This window comes from Chryseobacterium daeguense DSM 19388 (assembly GCF_000430825.1).
GTDB lineage: Bacteria > Bacteroidota > Bacteroidia > Flavobacteriales > Weeksellaceae > Chryseobacterium > Chryseobacterium daeguense.
In genome coordinates this window covers 1-13,998 of record NZ_AUMT01000002.1, presented here as the reverse complement: position 1 = coordinate 13,998, position 13,998 = coordinate 1, and the positions used below count along the sequence as shown (strand labels likewise).

Genomic DNA, 13,998 nt, shown 5'->3' with positions numbered 1-13,998 from the left:
AAAAGAGCGCCGAAATTTTTCTTTAAAACTCTAATTAAAACTCATAGCAAGTGGAAGTGTATAAATATATCTGATTGGCTTTCCATCAGCTTTGGCAGGGATCCAGATGCTTTTAATACTTTTTAAGGCCCGTTCCGCCTCATTATTGAAATCGCCATTTGATCCATTTGCCGTGACTTTTGAAATAGATCCGTCTTTTTCAACAACAAAATATAAAGTCGTGGTAAGCCTTCCGTTGCTTTCTTTTATTGCGGAAGCATCAAACTTGTCAGAAATTGCTGCTCTGAAAAGATGAATTCCACCTTGAAATAATGGTACTGTTTCTGCAATACCAGGTTGATAATCAGAAAATTCCAGCCTTTCCAATATTGCGGGGTGAATTTTTTGTGCAGGCTTATAATTATACTCAGGTAAATTTTGAGAGAATGTCCAGCTACAGAAAATAAAAAATAACAATAAGAGAATTTTGTTCATATTATTTTTTTCAAAGATAAAAGATTGAAATTTAAATATTTAAAAAATTAAAAGGAAATATATTTTCATTAATTTTGAGTATGAAGAATTTAATCAAAATACTATTGCTGTTTTTCTGTTTTGGCTTTGCTAATGCTCAACAGACATCGGTTTCTTCCGTAAAATATGAAGAGCTTGAAAAAAGAATCAGTCAGGAAAAAGATAAGCTTCTTGTTGTGAATTTCTGGTCTACAACCTGTGCTCCGTGTGTGAAAGAACTTCCACACTTCATGGAAATCAATAAAAAATACAGTGATAATCCGAAGTTTAAAATGATTTTGGTTTCGCTGGACAGGCTGGTGGATAAGGAAAGGGTTATTAAATTCATTAAAAATAAAAACCTTACCGCCGAAGTGATTTTGTTGGATGATATCAAAAGGATGAACACCTGGATTCCGCGCTTTGAAAATAACTGGGACGGGAATATCCCGGTAACAATCTTCTATAAAAATGGAGAAAAAGTGCATTTCAATGACGGTGAAATGAGCAAAGATGATCTTGATAATACAATTGTAAAAAATTTACCTTAAAACTCATATTCTATGAAAAATTTTAAAATTTTAATAACAGCTTTTATCTTCGGAATTGGTTTGCTAAGCTTTACAACAGGCAATCATGATAAAAATGAACCGAAAAAAGAAAGCAAGGCAGCCGCTAAAGGCTACGAAATAGGTGATGCAGCGACAGATTTTAAATTAAAAAATGTTGATGGAAAGATGGTTTCTTTAAGTGATTTCAAATCTGCAAAAGGATTCATCGTGATTTTTACCTGCAATCACTGTCCGTATGCAAAAAAATATGAAGACAGAATCATTGAACTGGACAAAAAATATAAGTCTCAGGGATATCCGGTTATTGCAATCAACCCGAACGATCCTTCAGTACAGCCCGAAGACAGCTACCAGAAAATGATCGAAAGGGCAAAGCAAAAAGGCTTTACATTTCCTTATCTGATGGATGAAGGCCAGAAAATTTATCCTCAATACGGTGCTACAAAAACGCCACATGTTTTCCTTCTTCAAAAAGAGGGCGGTAAAAACATCGTAAAATACATCGGTGCAATTGATAATAATTACGAAAACCCAAATGATGTTTCAGAATATTACGTTCAGGATGCCGTAAACGCCCTTATTAAAAATGAACCTGTAAAAATGACAAAAACTGTTGCCATAGGATGTACAGTTAAGGTTAAGAAATAATATCTTTGTCAAAATATATGATAGGAACGGGCTTTAGCCCGTTTTTTTAATACAAAACAGTTCGGTTTTAGCCAAAATACATCTATGAAGTTCAGATTCAGTTTAAAATATTTTATTGCAACAATACTCATTTTCCTGGTTGAAGTTCTCATTGCCACTACATTAAAAGACGTTTTCTTTGTAAGAGCCTATCTCGGAGACGTTATTGTGGTGATGCTTTTGTACACTTTTATTAAAAGTTTTTTGGAAGTTAATGATCAAAAGCTAATTGTCGGAATTTTCATTTTCTCCTGTATTGTTGAATTTGCACAATATTTTAAAATTGCAGACAAATTAGGCTTCCAGCCTGGAAGCCTGATGTATATCGTTGTTGGAAATTCATTCTCGTGGGTTGATATTCTATGCTATGGAGTGGGATGCCTGCTGCTTTTTATTTTGGTTAAAACTACAAAAAGCGCATAAAACTATCTTCCAAAGCTGTCATACTTATCTTCAGCATACTTTATAAAACGGTTTAGAAGGGCAACATTTTCTTTTTCCAATGGTGAAAGATCATTGTCAACATTGTTGGAAACCGGGATGTACCAGTCGGTTTGCTCGAAAAAGTTCCTGTAAGTTGCTTTTTTAAAAGAATATCCATGTCTCGCAAAAACTGAATTTTTAATGATTTCCATGTCCAGTTTTCTCAGATTTTTAAGATCTTTTTCTGTTAATTTCTGTTTGGAAGCATTTAAATTAAATACAGCATCGGAAGCCACCCTGTTTTTTGAGGCGGTGAAAGTTTCGGTTTTCCCCGTTTCTTCATCAGTGTATTTTTCAACAAAGTCTTTTGGATTTTCCCAATCGATGAGGTCATTGTCTTTGCTGAGCATGAAATTGGGATTGTAAACAAAGTCTTTTTTGATCAGCTTTAGTGTTTTTTGAGGAGCTTTTACCGCGGATTTATTAAAGGCGGTCCAACTTCCTTTCAGGCTGTCACTTGCCAGTTTTACCTCAAATCTGCCGTCCGTTTTATCACTTCCCGGCTCATCCAGAACAAATGTTTTTGACTCTTCATTAAAAATCCCGCGGAAAGGTCGCTGGTTACCTTCCACAATGCTTTGTCCATAAACACTGTCTTTGGTAATCCTGTTGATTTTTAAAGATATTCTTTTGTAGACATCACCTTCATATTGCTCACCAATTTCCGGGGTAATTATCTCTTTTCCTGCAAAATCTCCGGTATAGATTCCATAATATTCCTTATAAATCTCAGGAACAACAACAGAATCTTTTTTTGCGGTAAGGCTGTCTTTTGATGAACCGCCAGTCTTTGCCTCTTTTTTACAGGCAGCTAAAGTGATGGTAAATAAGGAGATGAATGTTAGTTTTAAAATTTTCATATAAGTTTTTTTGTGATTAAAAATTCAATTAAAATAATATTCGGAATCCAGCCCAGCCATGCGATGATCTGGTAAACATCCATTGGGTTTGGGTGAAATAAATAGACGATAATTACCTTCCACATCCTTAAAGTAACTGCGGATAAGGTAAATGCAAAGCTCCGCCACATCCACTTTTTATGGTCAATAAACTGTTTCTGTCTTGCCTGTTGATAAGCTTTAAAAGTTGAAAACCACCAAAAGCATCCTAAAATTACAAACGATATTTTAGAAATGAAACCTCCATTCGCGAAAATTCCCATATAAATTCCTGACGGTGCTGCAAAAAGTAAAATCAGAAAAATATAAACCTTTCCCGAATTTTTATGGAAATTTTTCAATCCAAAATCTTTTCTTACAATTGCTAAAAATCCTGCTAATAAAACAAAAATACTCGTGTAAACATGAGTATAGAAAAAGTAGAGATATTCTGTTCTTTCATCGACTTCTGTCTGCTTAATCATTAAAAAGCTGACATCCGTTTTTAAAGGAATATATTCTAAAGTAATTTTCAGCATCAGCCAAAAGAAATATCCGAATCCTGCGATTAAAAGGATTTTTATTAAAGATGGAATATTTCTTTTGACGGAAAGCATTTAGAGATTATTTATTTTCGAAAAATTCAAGGACAAGTTTATTGAAAATTTCTGGCTTTAGCTCAGGTACATAATGCGTTGAATTTGGAATAATGGCAAGCTGTCCTTTAGGTAAAGATTCTGCCGTTTTCACAGTATGTTCCGTTTTTATTTCATCCTTATCACCTGCAATGATTAGAGCCGGGCAATGAATTTTCTTTAAATCATCATACTTAAGGTTGGGATATTTCAGGTCAAGATTATACAGATCAATAAGGATGTCATTTTTATGATCTTTGTTATCTTTCATAAGGTTTGTAACGGCATCTTTTAATGATTTAAGACCATCATCATTTATTCCTTCTGGGAAGATATTTGCTCCCGAGCATGCGATCCTGTCTATAAGTTCGGGATATTTTAAAGCTAATGTAATAGCAAGAATTCCACCGTCACTCCACCCAAGAATTTTTACTTTTTTAATATTTAGTTTATCTAAAAATTGCTTTAAATCTTCTGTTTGCAAATCAAAAGTTAGCTCTTTAGTTTTGTCATATCCGGATTGTCCTCTTCCTCTGCAATCAACAATTATCACTTTATATTTTTTAGAGAATTCTTCTACCTGGTTCATGAAAGCACTTATAGATTGCCCGTTACCGTGAAGCATTAAGACCGGTTCTCCTTCTCCATATGTTTCATAGTATAGCTTTACACCATTAGCTTCCACAAATTTTCCGTTAGGCATATTTCCGATGATATTCTGTCCTTTAATAAGGAGCGACTTTTTTCCGCTAAATGGCTTAACATCAGAAGTAGAAATGGTAAAATTGGTTACATGAGTAGGCTTTTTTAATGAAACACCTTCAATCCATCCGTTATTAGAGCTTAAGTCGCTTTCAAATCCACTGTTTTTTAGAGGGACTTCTTCCCATTTAGATTTCCCATTCTTCATTTCCAGCTTAAAATCATCAAAGTAATAATCTCCGTTACCTTGAGCAAAGGCTCCAATATTCATAGTTTGAGCTTTAGGATCTACTGTGCCTTTTATTTCATAGGTTTTCCATTCGGTTGTTACTTTTGTATCATAAAACTTATTCTCAAAAAAACCATAAGTATCATCCTTATTATCAATTCTGCACCATATTGCACAGTTCAGATCGTTAACATTTCCTTTTCTGATTTTTACTGTCACTCGGAAATCCCAGTTTTTTTTATCTTCAATATTGACAGGATAGACGTAAGAGGTCCAGTCAGAAATAATAGTTCGGGTTTGAGCATTTCCTAAAAAATAAAATGCTAAAAAGAAAAGAGGGATAAATTTTTTCATTGTGTTGTTTTTTATGTTAATAATTTTTATTCAAATCCTGCGCAATCAGCCATGCTTCACTCCAGCATGCCTGAAAGTTAAAGCCGCCAGTTACGGCATCGATATTTAAAACTTCTCCGGCAATGTAAAAGTTAGGCAAAATTTTCGAAGACATATTTTTAAAATTAATTTCTTTTAAATCTACGCCGCCAGCCGTCACAAATTCATCTTTAAAAGTTGATTTTCCGGTCACCTGAAACTTTTTTTTGCATAAATTTCCAATAATCGCCTGCATTTCTTTTCCCGAAATATTGGCAACCTGCTTATTTAAGTCCACATTTGAAACTTCCAGAATTCTCTGCCAGAAGCGGTTTGTTATATCAAAAATCTTCGATTGCCCAATTGTCTTTTTGGGATTTGAGTGTTTGAAATTTTGAAATAATTCTTCGGCCTCATCCGGATCTTTTGAAATAAAATTAACCTCTATTTCAAAGTTATATTTCACTTTAGCCAGATTGATTGCTTCCCAAGCCGAAATTTTTAGTATAGCCGGGCCTGAAAGTCCCCAATGTGTAATCAAAAGCGGACCGCTTTCTTCCGTTTTCAGTTTGGGAATAGCTGTTTCTGCCATTTCAAAACTGGTTCCGGCCAGATCCTTCAGTAAATCATCTTTAATATTAAAAGTAAAAAGTGAAGGGACAAGATCAATAATTTTATGACCCAGACTTTCAATCATTTTCAATGATTTCGGGGAGCTTCCGGTAGTATAAATCACAAAATCTGCTTCGAAGTCACCTAAACTTGTCTTAACAAGATATTTTTCATCAAATTTTTGAATTTCTTTAACGGAACATTTGGTTTTAACCTCTACATTTTTATTCTGGATTTCCTGTAAGAAAGTATTGATAATGGTCTGGGAAGAATTGCTTTCAGGAAAGACCCTGTTGTCATTTTCTATCTTCAACGAAACTTTTCGTTGATCAAACCAGTCCATTGTATCTCCGGGCTGAAATTTTGTGAAAACGCTCAGAAGTTCTTTGTTTCCGCGGGGATAAAACTGTACTAATTCTCTGGCATCAAAGCACGCATGGGTTACATTGCATCTTCCGCCTCCGGAAATTTTCACTTTCTGAAGAACGTCTGAATTCTGTTCAAGAATGGTAATTTTATATTTCTTTTCGTCAAGATTCGCAGCACAGAAAAATCCTGCCGCTCCGCCTCCGATAATGATTATTTGTTTCATAGTTTTATTAATCTTATGCGCAAGATTATTTTTACAAAACTACAATTTTTATAAACCATCTTATTTGAGTAATTTTGAAGAATATAATTTTTTGAACTTTAAAGTGAAATCTTATAATTTGTTAACCACAAAAGAAGCAAAAGATTTAAACATTTAAGTTAATTTAAGTTGCCTTTCGACAATAAAAATTAGGAGCACATTAGTTTTTGAAAATCTTTGTTGTAATGTATTTAAATCTTTTGCTTCTTTTGTGGTTGAACTTATCAGAAACTTTATTATTTATATTTAAAACAAAATTTAAATGATTTTTTACCATAAATTCGAAGTACGCTGGAGTGATCTTGATGCCAACAAACATTTAGCAAATTCATCTTACGTACAATATTGTGCACAAACCAGAATGGCTTTTATGAAGCAGGAAAAAATGGGAGTTACCCAGATGAGCCGGTGGGGAATAGGACCTGTAATTATGCATGAAAGGTTTTCTTTTTTCAAGGAAATATTTGCTGATCAGACCGTGATTGTAAGCCTGGAAATTGATGCCTGCGCGGAAGATTGTTCGATTTACCGTTTTGTGCACAAATTTTACACTCCGGATGGTGATCATTGTGCAACTGCTGAAGCTACGGGCGTTTGGATTGATACAATGCTGAGAAAAATGACGACTCCGCCGGATGATGTTGTGGAAGCAATCAACAAATATAAATCGCCTGAAACGGTTGTTTTAATAAGAGAAGATTTTAAAAAACTTCCTTTCCGTCCGGAGAATATTAATCCTGCGGAATTCTCTTAAAGAGTTTAAAATTAATGTTTTAAGTTTAATGTTCAGGCATTACTTATTACCAATTACTCATTTACTTATAATAAAAAGATATGTTTGAAGATAAAGAACCAGAATTAACACCAATTTCCAAACTGGGAGAATTTGGATTAATTAAGCATCTTACACAATTTTTTCCTTTGTTCAATGAATCATCGGAACTTGGGGTGGGAGATGATGCAGCAGTCATTAATCCTGAAAACAAGAAGGTTGTCCTTACAACGGATGTGTTGGCGGAAGGTATTCATTTTAATTTAGGATATGTTCCTTTGAAGCATTTGGGATATAAGGCTGTTGTGGCCAATCTTAGCGATATTGCAGCAATGAATGCCACTCCTACACAGATTCTGGTTTCACTGGCGGTTTCCAACCGTTTTCCTGTGGAAGCTTTGGAAGAAATCTATGCCGGAATTCAGGCTGCCTGCAAGAGATATAAAGTTGATTTAATTGGCGGTGATACCACCAGTTCCAATGCAGGTCTTGTGATGAGCATCACTGCAATTGGCCTTGAAAATGAAGAAAATTTAGTCAGGAGAAGCGGTGCAAAGCCTAATGATCTTCTTGTTGTTACCGGAGATTTGGGGGGAGCTTACATGGGATTACAGATTTTGGAAAGAGAGCACGCTGTATTTCTGGCTGATCCAAATATGCAGCCGGAAATGGAAGGGTATGACTATATTCTTGAAAGACAGCTGAAACCTGAAGCAAGAACAGATGTAAAAGGAATTTTAGAACAATTGGATATTAAACCAACGTCTATGATTGATGTTTCTGATGGTCTGGCATCTGAAATCCTGCATCTCTCAGATCAGTCGAAAGCAGGTTTCAGATTATATGAGGAAAAGGTTCCTATGGATAATTTAACCATTACTACTGCCGATGAATTTAATCTGAATCCTGTAATGGCGGCATTAAGCGGCGGTGAGGATTATGAATTGCTATTCACCATTTCTCCCAATGATTTTGATAAAATTAAAAATCATCCTGATTTTACCATCATCGGACATGCGGTTGAAAAGGAGGAAGGCAATTTTATGGTGGCAAGAGGCTCAAATCAATTGGTGGCACTAACGGCACAGGGCTGGGATGCCTTTTTGGGAAGTTAGCAGGGATAATTTTTAATCTAAATATTGAGCCAGCTTTAAATAAGCTGGCTTTTTTTAAAAGAAGTATAAACAGTTTTTATTCGGCATCAAAAATTTTGTTTAGCAATTTGAATTACTATTTTCCGCATAGTAAAAAATTTAAAAAAATTATTCTTATTAAAAATTAAATGTATTTTTGCACGAATTAATACAAACACACGATGAATAAAAATACTCTTTTCTTAGCATTAGAATTCTTTACTGTTTCCAGTTTTCAATTTTCCGCTTTTATTAAATAGTTTCCAGACAGATAAACTCGTTAATCAGCTACTAACAATACAAAAGTTTAAAATAATTAAATTCACGCGACTAGGTAGGGATTAATCATGACTTTATATATGATGAATTAATGATTAGGGGAACTTTATATCATTACATCTTATGTTCAACAAAATGTCTTCAAAACAATAATAATTGATTAAAAACTTGCAAAATGGTAACACCTGAAACGACTTACAACTTATTATATAACAATATTTAACCATACACATATGCACAAAATTTATCTCAGATCATTAATCGGAGTTTCAGTTTTGTTCTTTATATCATCATATAGCCAGACAAAAGATACATTAAGAACGAAAGAAAAAGCAATATTGACATTTAGCAATAAAATGGCTCAATATAGTAATCTTCAGAAAAATGAGGTCCAAAGACTTAAAAGTTTAGGTCATAAAGAATTCATCCATGAAAATGGGAATGATAAGCAATTAATAGGAGCTGATGAAACAGGCAGACCTTTGTATTATACAACCTTAAATGCAGGAGCTGCAAAAATGACAAAAGCAGATAATCTTTATTCCGGCGGAGGTTTGGGACTTAATATTGACGGGACAAATATGCTCATAGGACAATGGGATTTCTCAAAACCCAGAACAACACATAAGTTACTGACAGGAAAGATTAACGGCTATGATAATTTGCAAAATCAAACGATTTCTCGGCATAGTACAAACATCGCGGGAACCTTAGTTGGAAACAATGGCGAAGCTGATGCAAGAGGAATTGCGCATGGAGCAAAAATTAATGCTTACGACTGGACAAATGACGTAAGTGAAATGTTATCCGAAGCCTATTTTCCAGGAAACAACGGAATATTGGTTGCCAATAACAGCTATGGTTTTGATCCTCTTTACCTGCAGACCTATCAATTCGGGAAATATAACATAACTGCTCAGTCCTGGGATAATCTTATGTACCTGAGACCCTATCTTCAGATTGTAAAAGCGGCAGGAAATGCCAGAGAGACAGATCCGGCTATAGTGCCTCAGGTTGCAGCAAAGGGAGGCTATGATTTATTGGAAGGTGCAGGTGTCGCAAAAAATGTTTTAGTAGTTGCCTCTGCAAAAAAGAATGTTAATATGAATTCTGACGAAGCATTCGATATTTCGGCCTTTAGCAGCTATGGACCGTCTGATGACGGAAGAATAAAACCGGATATCTGTGCTCCTGGAGAAAATATTTATTCTTCGATAGAAACGTATGATTCTGCCTATGGAACTTACAGAGGAACATCATCAGCTGCTGCAGTAGTTTCCGGGATAATTACACTGCTCCAGCAATATTATAAATCTGTAAATCCTTCACAAAATTATATGCTCTCATCTACCGTGCGGGCACTACTTGCTCATACAGCAAATGATAAAGGGACGGAAGGACCGGATTATATTTATGGATGGGGACTGGCTGATGCCAAAAGAGCTTCGGCCGCAATTTATAATAATATTGAAGGGACCATAAACGGGGAGAAAAAATCTACTTTAATAAAAGAAGTAACATTAGAGCAGGGAAAAAAATATACTCTTTATGTAGTTCCTTTTGATACCACCCAGCCATTATCAGCAACTATTTCATGGACAGACCCGCAAGGGAATTTAGTAAATAATGTTGTAGATCTCAATAATCCCAATGTCATTAACGATCTGGACCTAAAGATTATTAAAATTAATGCAAACGGAACGGAAAGGACTTATTATCCCTGGAAACTGGGAGGCATGAGTAATTTAACAGGAGCCGCTACAAATAATTCTACCAATGATGTAGATACAATTGAGAGGGTTGATATAAAAAATCCTGAAAAAACAACATATAAAATTATTATCTCTCCTAAGACAAATACAACTCCTCTGCTACCAAATGGAACCCAGGCTTTTTCTCTGGTGGTTTCAAATGTAGATTTTTGCTATAAGGATGATTTAAAAACTCTGGTAAGTCCTACAGATGACATTTCAACCAGCCAGACAATATTGGCAAAACGAATTGTTGCAAGTAATAAAATTGTAGCGCCAGTACAAAATGTGGAATACATTGCATCAAGAGATATCACATTATTAACGGGGTTTCATGCTGAACATGGTTCTGGTTTCCATGCTTTTATCACACCGTGCTTCGATATCATTTCAGCCTTAAAATATATTGCACAGCAAAGAGTAGATTCAGGAGCTCTTGCTACCAATGAAAACAGCATTACTAGTTCCGAGAATTTTATCTTGTTTCCAAACCCGGCGAAAGAAGAGGTAAATGTAAGATTTGATCTGCAAAAAGAATCTTCTGTGAAAATTTCAATCTATGATGCTTCGGGTAAACTATTGAACACAGAGCAGAGCTCAGGTAAGTTTCCTAAAGGAAATTTTGCCAAAACAATAAATACAAGAACTTTGAAACAAGGTATTTATATGATATCAATAGAAACTGAGGAATTCAAGGAGACAAAAAAACTAATAATCAAATAAAACAAAACATGAAAAAAATTTTAGCAAGCTTTTGGGTCTTCTTTATATGTGTGCTGAACGCCCAATCTCCGGGAGGAGTAAGAGGGATGAGTGTATGGTACAAAACAAACTCTCTTCAGACACCTGCTCTTGTATACCAGGATTATAGTGGTAATCAGCATCAAATCCAGGCGTTAGCCGCTTCCAACAAACCAAATTATTCTTTATTGAATTATAATGAAAGTCTGGAATTTGATGGAACTGATGATTATCTTAAATTCCCTTTTGTGATAGAAACTGCAGATAAATTGAATTTCTTTACTGCATATCAAAATAAGAATGAAAATTCAGAAACAGCTTTATTCACTACCGATAATACTGATGAAAAAGAGCTTTATTATGGAACCAAAACATTATTCAGATATAACAATGATCAGATTAATTATATAAATACAAGTATCATTGATACTTTAGCTTCCTTTAGTTTATATTCCAAATTTGGAAGTCCTTCCAGCCAGGTGACAAAAGTAATTGGAAACACCGGCCTATCTGCATTATATGTAGGTAAAGACGCAGGAAACCATCAGTGGAAAAATTTTAAAGGAAAGATTCCTGAGTTTTTTGCGTATAAAAAAATACTTACTCTTAACGAGAGAAACAGGGTAAATTCCTATTTAGCTGTAAAGTACGCTATTACAATGCCATACACAGAGTATTTAAGCTCGAAAAATAAAAAGATCTGGAAGCAGGAGGATTACAATGATTATCCGGCAAATATCGCAGGAATAGCTAGGGATGAGCACTCCGCGCTTTACCAAAAACAGGCAACAAGCTCTTCTGAGCAAAAGCGCCTTGTGATAGCGGCGAAAAGCCTGACAGCTGATAACAGATCAAACAATGCTCAGTTTTCTGACCAAAGCTTTTTGATTTGGGGGGATAATAAAAGCCATTGGAGCTGGGATCAGAAACCTTCGGATACAAGCTTCTTAAAAGAAAATGGAAAGCAAGATTTACATCAGAAAATTCTCAGACAATTCCTACGGAAGTTGTTTTTTCAACGAAAGATATTATATCACAAATTCCTTCAGATAAGAAACTTTGGCTTCTAATTGACAGATCTGGTCTGGGAAGTTTTAATACAAATGATGTTGAAGCTTATCCAATGGATCATGTGGATATAAATCAAAATGTATATTTTAAAGATGTAATTTTTGACAAAGATTTATCGGGTACCGATGTTTTTTCATTTGCGTTAGGAGATAAAATTTTATCCCTTTATAACCTTTTACAGCCAACTTGTACAGTAACTAAAGGAACTCTTAATCTTGATATTAAAGGAGGGAAAGCTCCTTTCACTATTGCGCTTACAGGCAATGGAAACGTACAAAACATTACCAGCCAGACATCACAAATGTCGTTTCCCAATTTAGCAATAGGGAATTATCATCTTACTATTACTGATGCTAATAACAATGTGACCTCTTATGATTTTGTGATCAATGACTTTAGCTCCATCAATTTAGATCTTGGTGCCGATGTAGTAATTGCTTCAGGAATTCCTGCCCAGTTTGATGCTTCTACACAGATTACGGACTCTCACGCATCTTATTCTTGGACATCGGATAATGGTTTCACAAGCAGTGCTCCAAATATTTCAGTTTACGAGCCTGGTGAGTATACAGTAAAGGTTACTACATCAGACGGATGTACCAAAACTGATACAGTAAAAGTTACAAGAAAAAGAGAAAACGGAATAGTCATTTATCCTAATCCTGTTCCAAAAGGACAGACGTTTACGATTCGAATATCTTCTGACAAAAAAGAAAATGTAGAAGTAAAAATTCACGATGCTTCAGGAAGGCTTATAAAAACCATCCAGGAAAAAGGAAAAGAATATTACGAAATTCAGGATACTCTTGGAACAGAAGGTGTTTACTTAATTATTGTAAAAACTACGTCTGAAATCAAAGTATTTAAACTTATTGTTAAAAACTAATAACTATCTGCCCTCCCTCGGGTAATTAAACAAAAACACATCGAATGAAAGGATCTTTATTAAGTGTTTTCAGAAAACACACAAAACTGCTGAATTCAATAGTATTTTTAACTTGTTGGTCTCAGATTCACGCACATGCTAATTTCAACTATTTGAATAAGCGTGACAATTTAGATTTGATAAAAACTAAAAACTTAAAAGAAACTTCACCTATAACATCAGACAACTTTGATTTTGGAAATAAAACAGCCGGATCAAATGAGGCCAGCCAACCTGATGTTGCACCTAAGGCTCAGAGTAAGGTTATAAACGCATTAGAAAAACCGAAAAAATACATTGAGCCAATAAATAATGTAAGATATTATATTTCAGACATTAAAGAAGGAATAATCGGTACAGATGCAGATCATCCTATTGATCAGGTATTTGATAATATTTTTAATATTGATATCAAAGAAGATACAAATCCGGATTATCAGTATACCTTAGAGTATGAGCTGTATGGATTTGGAAGTTATAATGATATTAGTAAAGTCATCAATGATAAGCCGGCAAAAGGAGGCAATAATACTTCCTCAAATAAAATTTGGACGCATCAGTCTGAGCCAATTTCAAATAGCTCATTAAACAAAGGAATAAATAATGTAATATTTACAACACCTTATTTATCAAAACAAAGCTATAGAATAAAAAACCTGCGAATAGGAATTTCTAACAAGAAAAATTTGGAGTTGCTAACTTTGTTAGGACACAATTCTTATACTCTTTATCTTTAAGAGTATGAAAAAGATCAGAAAAAATTACAGTCTATAGTTTAAGATCCAAGCAGTATCTTTAAGTGAGCAGCGAGGCAATGTATCCTCGGTAGCTGAAGAATTTGGGATCTGTAAAGAAAGTCTCGTTAATTGGCGAAAACTTCACAAAGAAGGTAAACTTAGCAAGGAAAAACAAATATCCTCTGATCCAATAAGGGAAGAGTTATTGAGACTTCGCAAAGAACTGGAAGAAACAAAGCTTGAACGTGATATCTTAAAAAAGGCGGTAGGCATCTTCTCCAAGAGAGAGGGGTAAG

General features: G+C 34.7%; 15 protein-coding genes. 10 read left to right on the top strand and 5 right to left on the bottom strand.

Features of this window, described 5'->3' with window-relative positions; translation table 11 throughout:
* Positions 1-30: 30 nt before the first annotated feature.
* Positions 31-474: an energy transducer TonB gene (locus tag H560_RS0102450; RefSeq protein WP_027378572.1), complete on the bottom strand. Its 444-nt coding sequence runs from the start codon at positions 472-474 to the stop codon at positions 31-33.
* A gap of 80 nt (positions 475-554) precedes the next feature.
* On the opposite strand from H560_RS0102450, the gene H560_RS20980 reads away from it, so the two are divergent.
* The 3 genes from H560_RS20980 (at position 555) to H560_RS0102435 (ending at position 2,174) form a co-directional block, all read left to right on the top strand.
* Positions 555-1,043: a TlpA family protein disulfide reductase gene (locus H560_RS20980; protein WP_034752134.1), complete on the top strand. Its 489-nt coding sequence runs from the start codon at positions 555-557 to the stop codon at positions 1,041-1,043.
* 12 nt (positions 1,044-1,055) lie between these two features.
* A complete protein-coding gene (locus tag H560_RS0102440; RefSeq protein ID WP_027378571.1) occupies positions 1,056-1,712 on the top strand; it encodes a thioredoxin family protein in 657 nt (218 codons plus the stop codon).
* Between the two features lie 84 nt (positions 1,713-1,796).
* Positions 1,797-2,174, top strand: a complete 378-nt coding sequence (locus tag H560_RS0102435) for a ribosomal maturation YjgA family protein (protein ID WP_027378570.1) — start codon at positions 1,797-1,799, stop codon at positions 2,172-2,174.
* A gap of 2 nt (positions 2,175-2,176) precedes the next feature.
* Here the strand turns inward: H560_RS0102435 and H560_RS0102430 are convergent, their stop codons facing one another.
* From H560_RS0102430 to H560_RS0102415, 4 genes are read right to left on the bottom strand one after another with little or no spacing between them, the layout of a single operon-like run.
* The gene (locus H560_RS0102430) at positions 2,177-3,094 is read right to left on the bottom strand and encodes a YARHG domain-containing protein (RefSeq protein WP_027378569.1); all 918 of its coding nucleotides are present in this window, start codon (positions 3,092-3,094) and stop codon (positions 2,177-2,179) included.
* The gene (locus H560_RS0102425; protein WP_027378568.1) at positions 3,091-3,729 is read right to left on the bottom strand and encodes a DUF2306 domain-containing protein; all 639 of its coding nucleotides are present in this window, start codon (positions 3,727-3,729) and stop codon (positions 3,091-3,093) included. Before H560_RS0102425 ends, H560_RS0102430 begins: the two co-directional genes overlap by 4 nt.
* A gap of 7 nt (positions 3,730-3,736) precedes the next feature.
* Complete coding sequence (locus tag H560_RS0102420; protein ID WP_027378567.1) at positions 3,737-5,032, bottom strand: alpha/beta fold hydrolase; 1,296 nt, start codon at positions 5,030-5,032, stop codon at positions 3,737-3,739.
* Positions 5,033-5,048: 16 nt separating this feature from the next.
* The gene (locus H560_RS0102415) at positions 5,049-6,266 is read right to left on the bottom strand and encodes a BaiN/RdsA family NAD(P)/FAD-dependent oxidoreductase (RefSeq protein WP_027378566.1); all 1,218 of its coding nucleotides are present in this window, start codon (positions 6,264-6,266) and stop codon (positions 5,049-5,051) included.
* Positions 6,267-6,555: 289 nt separating this feature from the next.
* On the opposite strand from H560_RS0102415, the gene H560_RS0102410 reads away from it, so the two are divergent.
* The 7 genes from H560_RS0102410 to H560_RS23730 all read left to right on the top strand — a co-directional run bounded on the left by H560_RS0102410 (position 6,556) and on the right by H560_RS23730 (position 13,997).
* Positions 6,556-7,047 carry an acyl-CoA thioesterase gene (locus H560_RS0102410; RefSeq protein ID WP_027378565.1) on the top strand — a complete coding sequence of 164 codons (492 nt, stop codon included), beginning with the start codon at positions 6,556-6,558 and terminating at the stop codon, positions 7,045-7,047.
* Positions 7,048-7,127: 80 nt separating this feature from the next.
* Positions 7,128-8,180, top strand: coding sequence for a thiamine-phosphate kinase (gene thiL / locus H560_RS0102405; RefSeq protein WP_027378564.1), 1,053 nt, complete (start codon positions 7,128-7,130; stop codon positions 8,178-8,180).
* Between the two features lie 530 nt (positions 8,181-8,710).
* Positions 8,711-10,951, top strand: a complete 2,241-nt coding sequence (locus tag H560_RS0102400; protein WP_027378563.1) for a S8 family serine peptidase — start codon at positions 8,711-8,713, stop codon at positions 10,949-10,951.
* Positions 10,952-11,001: 50 nt separating this feature from the next.
* Positions 11,002-12,039, top strand: coding sequence for a hypothetical protein (locus tag H560_RS23220; protein WP_027378562.1), 1,038 nt, complete (start codon positions 11,002-11,004; stop codon positions 12,037-12,039).
* A gap of 53 nt (positions 12,040-12,092) precedes the next feature.
* Positions 12,093-12,926: a T9SS type A sorting domain-containing protein gene (locus H560_RS23215; RefSeq protein ID WP_027378561.1), complete on the top strand. Its 834-nt coding sequence runs from the start codon at positions 12,093-12,095 to the stop codon at positions 12,924-12,926.
* A 44-nt stretch (positions 12,927-12,970) separates the two neighbouring features.
* The gene (locus tag H560_RS0102385; protein WP_027378560.1) at positions 12,971-13,702 is read left to right on the top strand and encodes a hypothetical protein; all 732 of its coding nucleotides are present in this window, start codon (positions 12,971-12,973) and stop codon (positions 13,700-13,702) included.
* A 43-nt stretch (positions 13,703-13,745) separates the two neighbouring features.
* On the top strand, positions 13,746-13,997 hold the full coding sequence (locus tag H560_RS23730; RefSeq protein WP_081413913.1) for a transposase: 252 nt from the start codon (positions 13,746-13,748) through the stop codon (positions 13,995-13,997).
* Position 13,998: the final 1 nt, after the last annotated feature.

Bases quoted from the DNA above. Each gene is read 5' to 3' on its own strand.
- H560_RS0102450 (WP_027378572.1), bottom strand. From the start codon at position 474: ATGAACAAAATTCTCTTATTGTTATTTTTTATTTTCTGTAGCTGGACA.
- H560_RS20980 (WP_034752134.1), top strand. From the start codon at position 555: ATGAAGAATTTAATCAAAATACTATTGCTGTTTTTCTGTTTTGGCTTT.
- H560_RS0102440 (WP_027378571.1), top strand. From the start codon at position 1,056: ATGAAAAATTTTAAAATTTTAATAACAGCTTTTATCTTCGGAATTGGT.
- H560_RS0102435 (WP_027378570.1), top strand. From the start codon at position 1,797: ATGAAGTTCAGATTCAGTTTAAAATATTTTATTGCAACAATACTCATT.
- H560_RS0102430 (WP_027378569.1), bottom strand. From the start codon at position 3,094: ATGAAAATTTTAAAACTAACATTCATCTCCTTATTTACCATCACTTTA.
- H560_RS0102425 (WP_027378568.1), bottom strand. From the start codon at position 3,729: ATGCTTTCCGTCAAAAGAAATATTCCATCTTTAATAAAAATCCTTTTA.
- H560_RS0102420 (WP_027378567.1), bottom strand. From the start codon at position 5,032: ATGAAAAAATTTATCCCTCTTTTCTTTTTAGCATTTTATTTTTTAGGA.
- H560_RS0102410 (WP_027378565.1), top strand. From the start codon at position 6,556: ATGATTTTTTACCATAAATTCGAAGTACGCTGGAGTGATCTTGATGCC.
- thiL (WP_027378564.1), top strand. From the start codon at position 7,128: ATGTTTGAAGATAAAGAACCAGAATTAACACCAATTTCCAAACTGGGA.
- H560_RS0102400 (WP_027378563.1), top strand. From the start codon at position 8,711: ATGCACAAAATTTATCTCAGATCATTAATCGGAGTTTCAGTTTTGTTC.
- H560_RS23215 (WP_027378561.1), top strand. From the start codon at position 12,093: ATGGATCATGTGGATATAAATCAAAATGTATATTTTAAAGATGTAATT.
- H560_RS0102385 (WP_027378560.1), top strand. From the start codon at position 12,971: ATGAAAGGATCTTTATTAAGTGTTTTCAGAAAACACACAAAACTGCTG.